The sequence below is a fragment of the Streptomyces daghestanicus genome, assembly GCF_020521275.1.
Lineage (GTDB): Bacteria > Actinomycetota > Actinomycetes > Streptomycetales > Streptomycetaceae > Streptomyces > Streptomyces griseoviridis.
Genome location: NZ_BNDX01000011.1, coordinates 187950 through 203556 on the forward strand (window position 1 = coordinate 187950; position 15607 = coordinate 203556).

Sequence of the window (15607 nt, forward strand, 5' to 3'; positions counted from 1 at the left end):
CCGTGCGCCGGCAGGTGACGGCCGCCCTGTGGCGGGTGCTGCTCGCGGCCGGACTCGTGTGCGGGATCGGGCTGCTGCCCTGGCTCACCCGCACCGACCCGGCGCGGACCGTCCTCAAGGCACGGTCCGCCGACCGCGACCCCACCCCCGAGGTCCTCGACGCGATCCGCGCACAACTCGGCCTGGACGCCGGGCCGGCCCACCTGCTCGGCCGGTGGCTCGGCGGACTGGCGCGCGGCGACGCCGGGCAGTCCTGGATCTCGGGCACCGACGTGCTGCCCGGCGTCCTCCAGGCCCTCGGCGTCTCCCTGCTGCTGATGGCGGTCGCGCTGGCCGTCGCCGTCCTCACCGCCGCCGGCGTCTGCGCCCGCACCCTGCGCCTCGGCGCCCGCCGGCGGCTCGGCGGCCGGCGCTCGCGCGGCACGGCCTCCGCGATGCTCGCCGCGCTCCCCGAGTTCCTGCTCGCCGCCGTGCTCGCCACCGTCGTCGGCGTCCAGCTCGGCTGGCTGCCCGCGCTCGGCTGGTACGGGCCGCAGTACACCCTGCTGCCCGCCCTCGCCCTCGGCCTGCCCGCCGGGGCCGTCCTCGGCCGGCTCCTCGACGACCTGCTGCCCGGCGCCTTCGCCGAACCGTGGGCGCTGGCCGCCGCCGCCCGCGGCCTGCCCGGCCGGCGCATCGCCCGCCAGGCGGTACGCCGCTGCGTTCCCGCCCTGCTGCCCAACGTCGGACTGTTCGTGGTCGGCCTGACCGGCGGGGCCGTCGCCGTCGAGCAGATCTTCGACATCCCCGGCCTCGGCCGCGCCACCCTCCAGGCCGCCCTCGCCCAGGACCTGCCCGTCCTCCAGGCCGGCACCCTCGCCCTCGTCCTGCTCGCCGCCCTCGCCACCGGCGGCGCCCGGCTCGCCGCGCACCTGCTGGCCGGCCCCGCCCTGCGCGACGGCGCCCTGTCCACCCTGCACCGGCCCGCCCCGCCCGCCCGCGGCCTGCTCCCGCTGGGCCTCGCCGCCGTGCTGGCCGCCGTCGTCGCCTGCGGCCTGCCCCGCGACCCGCTCGCCGTCGAGACCGGCGCCCGGCTCGGCCCGCCCTCGCCCGCCCACCCCTTCGGCACCGACTCCCTCGGCCGGGACCTCCTCGCCCGGGTCGGCCACGGCGCCCTCGACACCCTGCTGCTCGCCCTCACCATCAGCGCCGCCGCGCTGATCGCCGGTGTCCTCCTCGGCCTCGTACCCCGGCTCTCCGGACCGCTCGCCGACACCGTCAACGCGGTCCCGCCGGTGCTGCTCGCCCTCCTCGTCACCGCCGTCGCCGGCAGCGGCACCACCACCCCCGCCGTCGCCGTGACCGCCGTCGCCTGGGCCCCGCTGGCCGCGCACACCACCGCCCTGCTCCGGCAGGAACGCGCCACCCTGCACGTCCTCGCCACCCGCGGCCTCGGCGCCAGCCGCTGGTACCTGCTCCGCCGCGAACTGCTGCCCGCCGTGCTGCCGCCCGTGCTCCGGCACGCCCTGATCCGGCTGCCCGGCGTCGCCCTCGCCCTCGCCTCGCTCGGCTTCCTCGGCCTCGGCGCCCAGCCGCCGTCCCCCGAGTGGGGCCTGCTGCTCGCCGAGAACCAGCCCTACGCCGAACGCGCCCCCTGGGCCGTCCTCGCCCCCGCGCTCGTCCTCGCCCTGCTCGGCGCGCTCGCCGTCACCGCCGCCGGCGGCGTCCGCCGCCCGCGCCGCCGCCGTCACCCGCGTACCCCGGCGGCCGCCCCCGTGGTGGAAGAGACTTCCAGGGAACCGGCGGAGGCCCGGTGACCGCGACACCCACCGGGGCCGCGGTCACCGCCCCCGGCCGCACCCGCCTCTCCCCGCTGCTGCGCCTGCTCGTCCTCACCCAGCTCGCCTTCAACGTCGGCTTCTACGCGGTGCTGCCCTTCCTCGCCGAGCACCTCGGGCAGGGCATCGGCATGGCGGGCTGGCTGGTCGGATTCGTACTGGGCCTGCGCACCTTCAGCCAGCAGGGGCTGTTCGTGGTCGGCGGGGCGCTGGCCGACCGGTACGGCATCCGGCCCGTGGTGCTCGCCGGATGCCTGCTGCGGATCGCCGGGTTCGCCTGGCTCGGGTACGCCGACGCCACCTGGTCGGTCGTCGGCGCCGTCCTGCTCATCGGGTTCGCCGCCGCGCTGTTCTCACCCGCCGTCGAGTCCGAGGTGGCCCGGCAGGCGGTGCTGTGGGAGGAGGCCGGCGGCGGCGACCGGACCAGGGTGCTGGCCCTGTTCACCGTCGCCGGGCAGGCGGGCGCCTTCGCCGGACCACTGCTGGGTGCGCTGCTGCTCGCCGTCGACTTCCGCACGGCGTGCCTCGCCGGCGCCGGGATCTTCGTCCTGGTCCTCGCCGGCCACGCCCGGCTGCTGCCGCAGCGCCTCCCCGGCCGGGCCCGCCTCCGCGTCAAGGGCGGCGTCCGGCCGCTGCTGCGCAACCGGCCCTTCCTCGCGCTGTGCTGCGCGTACGGTGCCTACCTGCTCGCCTACAACCAGTTCTACCTGGCGCTGCCCGCCGAGGTGGAGCGGGCGGCCGGCTCGCGGGCGCCGCTGGCCTGGCTGTTCGCCCTCTCCTCGCTGCTGGTCGTGACCGCCCAACTGCCCGTCACCCGCTGGTCGGGCCGGCGGCTCACCCCGCGCCGGTCCATGGCCGCCGGACTGGTCCTGGTCGCGGCCGGGTTCGCGGCGGTGGCGGCGGCCCGCCCGGCCGGCTGGACCGGCGTCCGCGGACTGCTGCCCGCCGCCGTCTTCGTCGTCCTGCTGACCCTCGGCCAGATGCTGGTCGCCCCCGTCGCCCGCGCCTGGGTTCCCGACCTCGCGGAGGACGGGCGGCTCGGCCTGTACACCGGCGCGCTCTCCTCCGTCTCCGGGCTCCTCGTGCTGCTCGGCAGCTCCCTCACCGGGTCGCTCCTGGACAGCGGGCTGCCGGCCGCCGTGCCGTGGCTGGTGCTGGCGGTGCTGCCGCTGACGGCGGCGGCCCTGCTGCCGGGGCGTCAGGGCGCCACCAGGTCGGGCACGACCGCCTGACCCAGCCGCCCGCGTCCGCGCCCCGCCGGTGCACGCACGCCACAGCCACCGCACGTCCCGGCCGACGGACCACACCAGCAGGGCCGGCGCCGACAGCACGGCCGCCTCGGCAGCAGGGTCGACGCCGACAGCACGGCCGCCTCGGCAGCAGGGCCGGCGCCGACAGCACGGCCGCGTCGGCCGGGAGCGGCAGGCAGACCGGTGGCCGCCGCCAGCAGCAGCACCCCTTGCAGCGCGGCCACCGCCGTTTGCAGCGCGGCCACCGCCGTGCGGGCCGTGCTCGGCGGCAGCGGCAGCGGCGCCGACCGCCACGGCGGGCGGGGGGCGGCGGCGGGCGAAGACGTAGCGCGTCGCGCCGATCAGCAGCACCCAGTGGCCTGCCGCCGGGACACGTACCCGCTCAGCACCAGGACGAGGAGGGCGTCCACCTCCATGCCGAAGCGGGTGCCCAGCGGTGTCGCCGTGCCGGTGCGCCGGGCGACCCGCCCGTCGACGCCGTCCGGGGGCAGGGCGACGGTGGTCAGGCCCGCCAGGAGCGGGACGGGGGCGCGGCGCGGAAGGAGCCGACGACCAGCGCCGTGACGGCGCCGGCCAGCAGGGTCCGGGCGAGGGTGACGCGGTCGGCCGGGCCGAACGGGGCGGCCGGGCCCGGCGCAGCGCCCGGGACAGCACCGCCCAGGTGCCGCCCGCGAGACCGAGCCCGGCCGGCCGGCCCGCCGGGCCCCGGCGGTGCGCCGTACCGAGCGGCACCAGCGGCAGCACCTGCGCGACCGCCCCGGCGGCGGCCTCGGCGACGTGCACCGGGCGGCACGGCACGGACGCGGCGCCGGCGTCCTCGCCGACCTGGGCGTCCGCTCGGGCGGCTGATGTCCCACAACCCGCGCGAGCACGAGGCGCTGGTCCGGCACGGCATCCGGGTCACCGAGCGGGTGCCGTTGCTGATACCGCCGGGCGAGGACGACATCGGCTACCTGCGCGCCGAACGCGAACGGCTCGACCACGACCTGCCCCGCCCGGACCGCCCGGCCGTGCCCGACGCCGTGCCGGTCAGCCGATGACCGCCGCGTGCACCAGCCGCTTGAGGTCCGGGAAGACCGTGTGCGACCCCTTCGGCCGGACCTGGGTGAGCAACTGCACGGTCAGCTCCCGGCCCGGGTCCACCCAGAACGTCGTCGTGGCCACCCCGTTCCAGCCGAACGTGCCGGGCCCCGAGGGCACCTGGGTACGGGACGGATCGGTCACCACGGACACCCCGAGCCCGAAGCCGACACCGTCGTTGCCGGGCACGTCGTGCGCCGGGCGGCTGCCGGCGGCACGCAGGTCGGCCCCGCCGGGCAGGTGGTTGCGGGTCATCAGGTCCACGGTGGCGGGGGCGAGCAGGCGGACGCCGTCGAGTTCGCCCCGGCGCCGCAGCAGCTCCGCGAACCGGTGCACGTCGTGCGCGGAGGCCACCAGGCCGCCGCTGCCCGACAGCAGCCTCGGCCGGCCCCGCAGCGGCAGCCCCGGTATCGGCGCGATGCCGCCGCCGTCCTGCTCGCCGTACAACTCGGCCAGCCGGGGCAGCTGTTCGTCGCTCACCTGGAAACCGGCGTCGGTCATGCCGAGCGGGCCGAAGATCCGCTCGGCGAAGAACGCGTCGAGCGGCCGGCCGCTCACCACCTCCACCAGCCGGCCGAGGACGTTGCTGGCGACGGAGTAGTTCCACTCGGTGCCCGGCTCGAACTGCAGCGGCAGGCTCGCGTACAGGTCGACCGTCGCGGCGAGGTCGTCGCCGGGCCGCACCGACGACTCCAGGCCCGCCGCGCGGTACAGCGCGTCGACCGGGTGCGCGTGGTAGAAGCCGAAGGTCAGACCGGCGGTGTGGGTCATCAGATGCCGGACCAGGACCGGGCCCCGGGCCGGGCGGGTGGTGATGTCGGGGGCCGTGCCGCCCGCGTACACCCGCGGCTCGGCGAAGGCGGGGAGGTACCGGGCCACCGGGTCGTCCAGCGACAGCAGGCCCTCCTCCACCAGCATCAGCGCGGCCACGGCGGTGACCGGCTTGGTCATGGAGTAGATCCGGAACAGGGTGTCCGCCTCGACCGGCAGACCGGCCGCGACGTCCCGGTGCCCGTACGTGGTGAGATGGGCGACGCGACCGCGCCGGGCGACGGCCACCAGGAACCCCGGGAGCCGCCCCTCGTCCACCTCCCGGGCGAAGTGCCGGTCGAGCCGGTCCAGCGCCTCGCCGTCCAGCCCGGCCTCGTCCGGTTCGGTCTCCTGCCGCAGCCGCACCATCGTTCGCCTCCGCCTCCTCCATCACGTGTCACCCGACCGGATCATAGAAAACCGGATCATGGAAAAGGGGAACAGGCCGGAGGACCCGCCCGTTCACCGGGACATGACCGATGACGCCACGCAGGACGCCCTGCTGAAGCTGCTCGCCGAAGGCCACGCCGGAGTGCTCGTCACCCTCAGACGCGACGGCCGGCCCCAGTTGTCCAACGTCAGTCACGCCTACTACCCCGCCGAGCGCGTCCTCCGCGTCTCGGTCACCGACGACCGGGCCAAGACCCGCAACCTGCGCCGCGACCCCCGGGCCTCCTACCACGTCACCACCGACGACCGCTGGGCCTACGCCGTCGCCGAGGGCACGGCCGACCTCTCCCCGGTCGCCGCCGACCCCCACGACGACACGGTCGAGGAACTCGTCCGCCTCTACCGCGACGTCCTCGGCGAACACCCCGACTGGGACGACTACCGCGCCGCCATGATCCGCGACCGCCGCCTGGTCGTCCGGCTGCGGGTGGAGCGGGTGTACGGGATCCCGCGCAAGGACTGACACACCGTCACGTCGACGCCGCGACGCCCACCCGGTGCCGGCCGGCGCCCACACGGACCGTCAGGCCCCGCCCGTACAGCTGACGCGGCGTCCCACCCGCCGCGAGCCACGCGTGCAGCGCCGAGGCGTACGCGGCCGGATCGGCGTCCGCGCCCGGACCGGCCGTCAGCCGCAGCGGCTCCCCGCCCCGGGGCCGTACGACACAGGTCCCCGGGGCGGTGACGCGGGCCGCGAGCGCGCAGCGCGGATGCCGGTCCAGGACCTCCGCCGTCCACCGCTCCGCCGCGCCCAGCCGGGGGTCGTCGTCGGCGCCGTAGCGGAACACCACGTCGGCCAGGTCGAGCCGGTCCGTCTCCCGGGTGTCCTCGTGCACGGCGAGATGCGCGTCCCCCGCCGCAGCATTTCTCGCCGTGTCCGGTGGCGTGCCCGCGTACCGGGTCACGGCCATCTCGCCCGAGCCGAGCAGCCGGGTCCGCACCAGCAGCGGCACGCGGGGCTCGCCCGGCTCGTACGGCGGCAGCGGCAGCGGTTCGAGCCGGGCGGGTGCCTCCGGCTCGCGCAGTCCGGCCAGACCGTAGAACAGACGGCGCAGCCGGGCCGCCGACTCGCCCGGTACGGAACTGGTGAACCGGGCCGGACCGGGCGCGGGCCGGAATCCGTCGAGCAGCGCCTCCACCTGCGGGCGCAGCGGGCGCCCGGGCACCAGCCGGGGCGCCTCGCGGACGAAGGCGCGCACCGGCGCGTCCGGCGCGAGACCGGCCGACGGAGCCGGGCCGAGCAGCACCGGAGTGCCGAGCGCGGCGGCGTAGTACGTCACCGATCCGTGGTCGCCGAGCACGGCGTCGGCGGCGATCAGCGCCTGCCGCCAGCCGGTCAGCGGGTCGATCAGCGCCAGCCCGGACCTCCGGGCACGGTCCAGCCAGGCCCGGATCTGGCCGGGGCCGTGCCCGTGCCAGACATTGGGATGCAGCACGGCCGCGAAGCGGTACTCGTCCAGCGGGAACTCGTCGGCCAGCCGGGGCAGCAGGGACGGCAGCACGTCGTCGCCGCCGTCACCGAACAGCGACTCCGGGTTCCAGGTGGAGGAGAGGACGATCAGCCGGCGGTCCCGGCCGGCGCCGAGGGCGCGACGGTAGCGGTCACGGTACGGGCGGGCCGCCAGCATCCGGTCCCAGCAGGGGTCCCCGGCGACGACCGCAGAGGGCGCCGCCTCGGGGCAGACGGCGCGCAGCCGCTCGTACTGTTCCGGATGGGAGAGCACGAGCGCGTCGGCCACCGGCCGCCCGCCCGCGTCGAGCAGCCACTCGGGGGACATCCCGAAGACGGGCGCGGGCGCCCCGCTCGCGGCACCCGGCGGCGCGAGCGTCTTGGAGTACCCGACGCCGTGCGACAGGACGGCCAGCCTTCCCCGTACGTCCCGCAGACGCCCGCCGAAGCTCGCCGACACCGCCAGGGAGACCGGGACCGACACCGCCTGCTCCCACGGCAGCACCGGTATGCCCAGGTCCGCCAGCAGCTCCGCCGTCCCCGCCCGGAACGCCGACGACCCCGGGCACGTCGCGAGGAGCTGGACGCGGAGGTCGTCGTGGAACAGGGGCAGGACGTCCAGCAGCCGGGTCGCGGCGGTGACGTTGTGGACGACGAGGAGCACCCTCGCGGTGCGGCCCCGCGTCGCCCACCGCGCCGCGTCGTCACCGATGGGCACCCGTATCCAGCCGTCGGCCCCCGACACGTCCGCTCGCCTCCCGATCGGGTCGGATCAGATCCGTCACATGATCGGGCAACGATAGTCAATGCCGGAGGCCGGGTTGTCAGGCCGTCACCCTTTCCTGGCGGGCCGGTTCCCCGGGGGTCCGTTCGCCGAGGTGTTCGGTGGGGACCTTGTGGGTCTCCCGGGCGGTCAGCGCGGCGATGACCGGCGGGACGCACAGCGCCGCCGTGAACAGGGCCACCGCCGACCAGTCGGCTCCGTCCGGGCCGGCGATCCGCGCCGCGAACGTCACCGCGAAACCGGCCACCGCGAACCCGATCTGCGTGCCGATCGCCACGCCGGACAGCCGGACCCGGGTCGTGAACATCTCGCCGTAGAAGGCGGGCCAGACACCGTTCGCGGCGCTGTAGACCACGCCGAAGCAGACGATGCCGAGGAGGAAGGTGAGGGCGTAGGAGCCGGTGGAGATCGCCCGCAGGTACAGGAACATCGTCACCGCGCTGCCCACCGCGCCGATCAGGTACACCGGCCGCCGGCCGATCCGGTCGGACAGCGTCGCCCAGAGCGGGATCGCGGCGAGCGCCACCACGTTGGCCAGGGCGCCCACCCACAGCATCGCCGTACGGGACATGCCCACCGAGTCGCTCGTGGCGTACGCCAGCGCCCAGACCGTGAAGATCGTGCTGACCGAGGCGATCAGCGCGCCCCCGATCACCCGCAGCACATCCGCCCAGTGCTCGCGCACCAGCACCACCAGCGGCAGCCTGACGACACCCTCGGAGGCGGCCTGCTGGGCGAAGGCCGGGGTCTCGTCGAGGTTGCGGCGGATGAACCAGCCGACCACCGCGACCGCCACGCTCAGCCAGAACGGGACCCGCCAGCCCCAGGAGAGCAACTGCTCCTCGGGCAGCGCCGCGACGGGGATGAACACCAGGGTGGCGAGGAGCTGCCCGCCCTGCGTGCCGCTGAGGGTGAAGCTGGTGAAGAAGCCCCGCCGTCCCGGCGGCGCGTGCTCCAGCGTCATGGAGTTGGCGCTGGCCTGCTCACCGGCGGCCGAGATCCCCTGGAGGACCCGGCAGAGCACCAGCAGCACCGGGGCGAGCGTGCCGACCTGGTCGCGGGTGGGCAGACAGCCGATCAGGAACGTCGACAGGCCCATCAGCAGCAGGGTGAAGACCATGATCTTCTTGCGGCCCAGGCGGTCCCCGACATGCCCGAGGAAGAACGCGCCGACCGGCCGGGCGGCATAGGCGACGCCGAAGGTGGCCAGCGACAGCAGGGTCGCCGTCGCCGGATCGGACTCGTCGAAGAAGATCTCCGGGAAGATCAGCGCGGCGGCGCTGCCGTAGATGAAGAAGTCGTAGTACTCCAGGGCGCTGCCGATCCACGCGGCGGTCGCGGCCTTCTTGGGCTGCCCCGGTGGGGCGTCGGAGGGGGGGGCGGGGACGGACACGTGCGGCTCCTTCGGCTTCATCGCCTAATTAACCCACTGGATAGTTACTAGGGGGTGGCTAGGGATGCTGCGCCCACGGGTCGCGGCTGTCAAGAGGTGTGTCGGTCGCCGGAACGGTCCGGGGAGCGCTCCGCCGTCAGATAGGCGATCACCATGTCGCCGAGCATCGCCCGGTAGTGGGCGCGCTGTCCCGGGTCGACCAGGTCGCGGCCGAACAGGGCGCCGAAGGTGTGCCGGTTGGCGACCCGGAAGAAGCAGAAGGAGCTGATCATCGCGTGCAGGTCGACCGCGTCCACGTCCGCCGTGAACAGGCCCGACTCCTGACCCGCCGTGAGGATGCGGCGGATCACGTCCAGCGCCGGCGAGCCGATCCTGCCGAGCTTCTCGGAGGCGGCGATGTGCTCGGCGTCGTGGATGTTCTCGATGCTGACCAGGCGGATGAAGTCGGGATGCTGCTCGTGGTGGTCGAAGGTGACCTCGGCCAGGCGCCGGATGGCGGCGACCGGGTCGAGATGGTCGACGTCCAGCTCCTGCTCGGCCTCCCGAATCACGCCGTACGCCCGCTCCAGGACGGCCGTGAACAGCTGCTCCTTGCCGCCGAAGTAGTAGTAGATCATCCGCTTGGTGGTGCGGGTGCGGGCGGCGATCTCGTCGACCCTGGCCCCGTCGTACCCGGCGCGCGCGAACTCCCGGGTGGCCACGTCGAGGATTTCGGCGCGGGTGCGGGCGGCGTCCCGGATGCGCCCGTTGGATCGTGCCGGTTCGTCGACGCTGGTCATCGGGTTCCTTCGGCAGAACGGCAGGTGCGCCGATTGTAGAAGGTCGGGTCTTCCCCTGCGCCGGGCCCTGCTGCTATGACTAACGTACCGGTTCGTACATTAGCGGAGGTCCCCCTGTGCCCAAGGACTCGTATCTCGTCGGCCTGATCGGTTCCGGCATCGGCCCGTCGCTCACCCCGGCCCTGCACGAACGCGAGGCCGACCGGCAGGGGCTGCGGTACCTGTACCGGCTGATCGACCTCGACGTCCTCGGCGCGGCGCCCGAGGCGGTGGGCGAGCTGCTGCGCGCCGCCCGCGACCTGGGCTTCGACGGGCTGAACATCACCCACCCGTGCAAACAGCTCGTCCTCGGCCACCTCGACGCGCTCGCCCCGGGTGCCGAGGCGCTCGGCGCGGTCAACACCGTCGTCTTCGAGGACGACGGCCGGGCGGTCGGCCACAACACCGACGCCACCGGCTTCGCCGCCTCCTTCGCCCGGGGCCTGCCCGACGCACCGCTGGAGCGGATCGTGCAGCTCGGCGCGGGCGGGGCGGGTGCCGCCGTCGCCCACGCCACCCTCACCCTGGGCGCCGGCCGGGTCACCGTCGTCGACGCGCTGCCCGAGCGGGCCGCCGCCCTCGCCGACGCCCTGACCCGGCACTTCGGCCCGGGCCGGGCCGCCCCCGCCGCCCCCGGCGACCTGCCGGGCCTGCTGGCCCGCGCCGACGGCATCGTGCACGCCACCCCCACCGGCATGGCCGCCCACCCGGGCCTGCCGCTGCCCGCCGCGCTGCTCCACCCCGGGCTGTGGGTCGCCGAGGTGGTCTACCGCCCGCTGGAGACCGAGCTGCTGCGCACCGCCCGCGCGCTGGGCTGCGCCACCCTCGACGGCGGCGGCATGGCCGTCTTCCAGGCCGTCGACGCGTTCCGCCTGTTCACCGGCCGGGAACCCGACGGCACGGCCATGCTCGCCGACTTCCACGAGCTGACCGGCGCCGTCACCGCGCCCCGCTGACCCGACCGGAAGAGGTACCGACGTGCGTACGTCCATCGCCACCGTCTCCCTCAGCGGCACCCTCACCGAGAAACTCACCGCCGCCGCCCGGGCCGGCTTCGACGGTGTGGAGATCTTCGAGAACGACCTGCTGGCGAGCCCGCTCACCCCGGAGGAGATCCGCGCCCGCTGCGCCGACCTCGGCCTGACCATCGACCTCTACCAGCCGATGCGGGACATCGAGGCGCTCCCCGAGGAGCGGTTCGCCGACGCCCTGCGGCGCGCCCGGCACAAGTTCGCGCTGATGCGCCGGCTCGGCGCCGACACCGTCCTGGTCTGCTCCAGCGTCGACCCGGACGCGATCGACGACGACGCCCTCGCCGCCGGACAGCTCGCCCGCCTCGCCTCCCTCGCCGCGGAGCACGGCATCCGCGTCGCCTACGAGGCGCTCGCCTGGGGCCGGCACATCAGCACCTACGACCACGCCTGGCGGGTCGTCGAGGCCGCCGGACACCCGGCCCTCGGCACCTGCCTGGACAGCTTCCACATCCTCTCCCGGGGCAGCGACCCCAAGGGAATCGAGGACATCCCCGGCGAGAAGATCTTCTTCCTCCAGCTCGCCGACGCGCCCCGGCTCGCCATGGACGTCCTCCAGTGGAGCCGCCATTACCGCTGCTTCCCCGGCCAGGGCGGTTTCGACATCGCCGGACTCGTCCGCCACGTCCTGCGCACCGGGTACGCCGGGCCGCTCTCCCTGGAAGTCTTCAACGACGTCTTCCGGCAGGCCGAGGCCGCGCCGACCGCCGTCGACGCCCAGCGCTCCCTGCGGCTGCTCCAGGAGGAGACCGGCACGGCCGCGCTCCCGGAGCCCGTCGTCCCCACCGGCGTCGCCTTCGCCGAGCTGGTCACCCCGGACGACCGGCCCGTCACCGCCCTGCTCGGCGCCCTCGGCTTCACCCGGGTCGCCCGCCACCGTGGCAAACCCGTCGACCTCTGGCAGCAGGGCGAGGCCCGCGTCCTGGTCAACACCGGGCCGGCCGAGCGCCGGGACGGCACCCGGCTCGCCGCCGTCGGTCTGACCAGCCCCGACCCGGCCGGTGCCGCCCGGCGCGCGGAGGCGCTGCTCGCCCCGGTGCTGCCGCGCCGCCGCGCTCCCGGGGACGCGGAACTGGAGGCGGTCGCCGCACCCGACGGCACGGAACTGTTCTTCTGCGCCGCGCCCGGCGGCGACGGCCCCGACTGGCGGGCCGACTTCGCGGCCGACACCCCCGCCCCCGAGGGCCCCGAGGCGTGCCGGATCGACCATCTCGCCCTGACCCAGCCCTGGCACCACTTCGACGAGGCGGTCCTCTTCCACCGCGGCGTCCTCGGTCTCAGCCCGCAGGCCGGCGTGGACGTCGCCGATCCCTACGGGCTGCTCCGCAGCCGCGCCGTCGCCGGCGAGGACGGCGGGGTCCGGATCGTCCTGAGCGTCGGCGCGGCCCCCACCGACGACACCGTGCACGCCCAGCACCTCGCCCTCGCCACCGACGACGTGGTAGCGGCGGCCCGCCGCTTCCGCGCGGCCGGCGGCCGGCTGCTGCCGATCCCCGCCAACTACTACGACGACCTCGCCGCCCGCTTCGATCTCCCCGACGGCGAACTGGAGACGTACCGGGAACTGGGCATCCTCTACGACCGCGACGCGCACGGCGCGTTCCGGCACTGCTACACGCTCACCGTCGGCCGGGTCTTCGTCGAACTCCTCCAGCGCGACGGCGGCTACCGCGGCTACGGCGCCCCGAACGCCCCCGTGCGGCTGGCCGCGCAGCACGCCGCCCGGGGACTCACGGGCGGCTGACCGACCGGGTCACGCCCGCGATCACCGTGGAGGCCAGGAGCCAGCCCATGAGGACGAGGGCGTACGAGAGCCACTGGTACGGGCCCTCGGGGGCGAACGCCGTCTCCTGGCCGAAGGAGATGATCGGCAGCAGCAGGTCGAGGGTGTAGAAGACCGGGCTGAAGTCCGGCGCCTCGCCGGGTTTGAGCGCCGGGGGAGGGGCCAGGGCGTAGACGACGGAGCCGGCCGCGAGCAGCGACAGCAGCCAGGCGCCGGCCCGCAGCGGACGGAAGCCGTAGCCCACGGCGGCGTCCTGGAGCCGGCCCCACACCCGGCCGTACCAGGGCAGCGTGCGGCGGTGCCGGCGCAGCTTGGCCAGCTGCACGCGCCGGGCCGCGTCGTCGTCGCCGTTGCGCCGGTAGGCGGCCGTCAACTGCTCGTAGGAGTACGGCACATAACCGTCGCCGTCGCGTTCCAGCATCTGCAGGCGGCGCTCGGCGGGGTGGTGCGGGACCAGCGCCCCGTAGGTGAGGTCGTTGAGGTACACCTCGTCCGGCACGAGGTCCGGGTCGAGGCTGAGGCTGTCGATCCGGGCCCGGCGCAGCCGCAGCGCGCCCTCGATCCGGCCGTCGCCGAACAGCCACAGCTCGCCGATGACACAGCTCGTGGCCCGTAGCGCGATGCCGCCGGGGCAGGACAGGCGGGCGTGGGTGAGTTCGAGGGTGCCGGGGACCCGGGCACCGCGGAAGTCCAGCGTCCCCCGGGCGTCCAGGCAGCCGGCCGTCACACTCGACCCGACGACGAGAGACTGCGCGTCCAGGGCGGTGCGGCCGGGCGCGTCGAGCACGGCGTCCTTCAGATGGACCGTGCCGGTGACCGAGGCGCCGGTCAGCCGGACCGGGCCGCGGGCACGCAGCCCCGGCGCCCACAGGTCGGCGCCCAGGGCGGCCTGGTTCAGCTGGAGCACCGGCCCCTCGGCGTCCGGCGCGTCGATCCGCGCGCCCTCCAGGTAGAGGCTCCCGGTGACCTCCGCCCCGGCCAGCCGGACCAGGCCGGTGAAGCGGGCCCGGGTCATGCGCAGCACGCCGTCGACGCGCACGGCGTGCGCGATCAGCCCCGGCAGCACCGACTCGCTCAGGTTGATCTCCCACAGCCGGGCGGCGTAGAGGCGGGGAACCTCTTCGAACCAGCAGTTCTTCAGCCGCACCGCCAGCTCGACCGTCGCGTACTGGAGGTGCAGGCCGCCGGTGATCCGGGCGCCGGAGAGGTCGAGGGACGGTATCTCGCCACTCGCGCGGGGGCCGTCCAGCAGCAGCGTGCGCAGCACCCGGGCCCGCACGGTCCGCTCCGGCCCCCAGGCGGCGCCGTCGGCGGGGTCGTCGTCGGGGCCGGTGCGGAAGTCGACGTAGTCGCCCCGGGCGAAGGCCCGCCATATCCGCGCCTCGGCCGGCGTCAGTTCGTCGATCTCCATCAGCGGGGACTCTGACGCGGCGGCCGGGGCCTGTCAACCAGGCCCCGGCCGCCGGGCGTTCACGGACGCGTGTTCCACTCCGCGACCACCGGGTGCCCGTGCTCGGTCGACAGGCGGCTCAGCGTGCCGGTGGCGAGCTGGAACAGCCGGCCCTCGGACGGGGGCAGCCCGAGCCGGCGGGCGGTCACCACCCGCAGGAAGTGGCCGTGCGCCACCAGCACCACGTCCCCGTCGGGCAGCGCGGCCTCGACCCGGGACAGCACCCGGTCGGCGCGCCGGCCGGCCTGCTCGGGCGACTCGCCGGGGCTCTCCGCACCGGGCGGCGCCCCGTCGGTCCACAGGTCCCAGCCGGGCCGTACCCGGTGGATGTCGACGCTGGTGACGCCCTCGTAGCCGCCGTAGTCCCATTCCCGCAGGTCGGCGTCGGGCACCGCGCCGACCAGTCCGGCCAGCTCGGCGGTGCGCACGGCCCGGCCGAGCGGGCTGGTGAGCACCAGTGCGAACGGCCGCCCGGACAGCAGCGGGGCCAGGGACTTGGCCTGCTCCTCACCGTGCGGGGTGAGGGGCAGGTCGGTGTGGCTGGTGTGCTGTCCGGACCGGCTCCACTCGGTCTCGCCATGGCGGACCAGCAGCAGATCTCCCACCGCGGACTACTTGGAGGACTCGACGGCGTGGCCGCCGAACTGGTTGCGCAGCGCGGCGATCATCTTCATCTGCGGGGAGTCGTCCTGCCGGGAGGAGAACCGGGCGAAGAGGGACGCGGTGATCGCGGGCAGCGGCACGGCGTTGTCGATGGCGGCCTCCACCGTCCAGCGGCCTTCGCCGGAGTCGGCGGCCCGGCCGCGGAGCTTCTCCAGGTGCGGGTCGTCGTCCAGGGCGTTGACGGCGAGGTCGAGCAGCCAGGAGCGGATGACGGTGCCCTCCTGCCAGGAGCGGAAGACCTCGCGGACGTTGTCGACGGAGTCGACCTTCTCCAGCAGCTCCCAGCCCTCGGCGTAGGCCTGCATCATGGCGTACTCGATGCCGTTGTGGACCATCTTCGCGAAGTGCCCGGCGCCGACCTTGCCGGCGTGGACGTAGCCGTAGGGGCCCTCCGGCTTGAGCGCGTCGAAGACCGGCTGGAGGCGGTCGACGTACTCCTTCTCGCCGCCGACCATCAGCGCGTAGCCGTTCTTCAGGCCCCAGACGCCGCCGGAGACACCGGCGTCGACGAAGCCGATGCCGCGCCTGGCGAGTTCCTCGGCGTGCTTCTCGTCGTCGGTCCAGCGGGAGTTGCCGCCGTCGACGACGATGTCGCGGGGCTGGAGGATGGAGGCGAGCTGGTCGATGACGGCCTGGGTGGGGCCGCCGGCGGGGACCATCACCCAGACCGCGCGCGGTCCTTCGAGGCGGTCCACGAGGCCGGCGAGGCTGTCGACGTCGGACAGTTCGGGGTTGGTGTCGTACCCGACGACGTCATGGCCGGCGTTGCGCAGACGCTCGCGCATGTTGCCGCCCATCTTGCCGAGACCGATGAGGCCGATCTGCATG

At 75.2% G+C, this 15607-nt stretch carries 12 protein-coding genes and 2 pseudogenes; 6 read left to right on the plus strand and 8 right to left on the minus strand.

Annotation, left to right across the window (positions count from 1 at the left end):
- The first annotated feature begins 2 nt into the window (after positions 1-2).
- Both Sdagh_RS23195 and Sdagh_RS23200 read left to right on the plus strand, forming a co-directional pair.
- On the plus strand, positions 3-1796 hold the full coding sequence (locus Sdagh_RS23195) for an ABC transporter permease subunit (RefSeq protein ID WP_190077117.1): 1794 nt from the start codon (positions 3-5) through the stop codon (positions 1794-1796).
- Positions 1793-3049, plus strand: coding sequence for an MDR family MFS transporter (locus Sdagh_RS23200; RefSeq protein WP_189418503.1), 1257 nt, complete (start codon positions 1793-1795; stop codon positions 3047-3049). Before Sdagh_RS23195 ends, Sdagh_RS23200 begins: the two co-directional genes overlap by 4 nt.
- Here the strand turns inward: Sdagh_RS23200 and Sdagh_RS23205 are convergent.
- Positions 3050-3865 (minus strand): annotated as a pseudogene (locus Sdagh_RS23205) (CDP-alcohol phosphatidyltransferase family protein); the annotation flags it as partial.
- 15 nt (positions 3866-3880) lie between these two features.
- Between Sdagh_RS23205 and Sdagh_RS23210 the strand changes: the two are divergent.
- A pseudogene (locus Sdagh_RS23210) lies at positions 3881-4107 on the plus strand (hypothetical protein); the annotation flags it as partial.
- Here the strand turns inward: Sdagh_RS23210 and Sdagh_RS23215 are convergent.
- Positions 4097-5326, minus strand: a complete 1230-nt coding sequence (locus Sdagh_RS23215; protein ID WP_189418505.1) for a serine hydrolase domain-containing protein — start codon at positions 5324-5326, stop codon at positions 4097-4099. The pseudogene Sdagh_RS23210 and the gene Sdagh_RS23215 overlap by 11 nt on opposite strands.
- Positions 5327-5429: 103 nt before the next feature.
- On the opposite strand from Sdagh_RS23215, the gene Sdagh_RS23220 reads away from it, so the two are divergent.
- A complete protein-coding gene (locus Sdagh_RS23220) occupies positions 5430-5870 on the plus strand; it encodes a PPOX class F420-dependent oxidoreductase (RefSeq protein WP_189418507.1) in 441 nt (146 codons plus the stop codon).
- A 7-nt stretch (positions 5871-5877) separates the two neighbouring features.
- Here the strand turns inward: Sdagh_RS23220 and Sdagh_RS23225 are convergent, their stop codons facing one another.
- The 3 genes from Sdagh_RS23225 to Sdagh_RS23235 form a co-directional block, all read right to left on the minus strand.
- Positions 5878-7602, minus strand: coding sequence for a hypothetical protein (locus Sdagh_RS23225; protein ID WP_190077116.1), 1725 nt, complete (start codon positions 7600-7602; stop codon positions 5878-5880).
- A gap of 79 nt (positions 7603-7681) precedes the next feature.
- Complete coding sequence (locus Sdagh_RS23230) at positions 7682-9034, minus strand: MFS transporter (RefSeq protein ID WP_190077115.1); 1353 nt, start codon at positions 9032-9034, stop codon at positions 7682-7684.
- Positions 9035-9123: 89 nt separating this feature from the next.
- Positions 9124-9813 carry a TetR/AcrR family transcriptional regulator gene (locus Sdagh_RS23235; protein ID WP_189418513.1) on the minus strand — a complete coding sequence of 230 codons (690 nt, stop codon included), beginning with the start codon at positions 9811-9813 and terminating at the stop codon, positions 9124-9126.
- 116 nt (positions 9814-9929) lie between these two features.
- On the opposite strand from Sdagh_RS23235, the gene Sdagh_RS23240 reads away from it, so the two are divergent.
- Positions 9930-10808, plus strand: coding sequence for a shikimate dehydrogenase (locus Sdagh_RS23240; protein ID WP_190010454.1), 879 nt, complete (start codon positions 9930-9932; stop codon positions 10806-10808).
- A 22-nt stretch (positions 10809-10830) separates the two neighbouring features.
- Positions 10831-12627: a sugar phosphate isomerase/epimerase and 4-hydroxyphenylpyruvate domain-containing protein gene (locus Sdagh_RS23245; protein ID WP_189418518.1), complete on the plus strand. Its 1797-nt coding sequence runs from the start codon at positions 10831-10833 to the stop codon at positions 12625-12627.
- On the opposite strand, the gene Sdagh_RS23250 is transcribed toward Sdagh_RS23245, so the two are convergent.
- Genes Sdagh_RS23250 through gnd form a run of 3 tightly spaced genes read right to left on the minus strand, consistent with a single transcriptional unit; the run spans position 12614 to position 15606 of the window.
- Entirely contained in the window at positions 12614-14077 is a 1464-nt protein-coding gene (locus Sdagh_RS23250) for a translocation/assembly module TamB domain-containing protein (RefSeq protein ID WP_190010453.1), read from the minus strand. The two genes, Sdagh_RS23245 and Sdagh_RS23250, sit on opposite strands and share 14 nt — an antisense overlap.
- A 59-nt stretch (positions 14078-14136) precedes the next feature.
- On the minus strand, positions 14137-14721 hold the full coding sequence (locus tag Sdagh_RS23255) for a histidine phosphatase family protein (RefSeq protein WP_189418523.1): 585 nt from the start codon (positions 14719-14721) through the stop codon (positions 14137-14139).
- A 6-nt stretch (positions 14722-14727) separates the two neighbouring features.
- Positions 14728-15606: a phosphogluconate dehydrogenase (NAD(+)-dependent, decarboxylating) gene (gnd, locus tag Sdagh_RS23260; RefSeq protein ID WP_226535596.1), complete on the minus strand. Its 879-nt coding sequence runs from the start codon at positions 15604-15606 to the stop codon at positions 14728-14730.
- Position 15607: the final 1 nt, after the last annotated feature.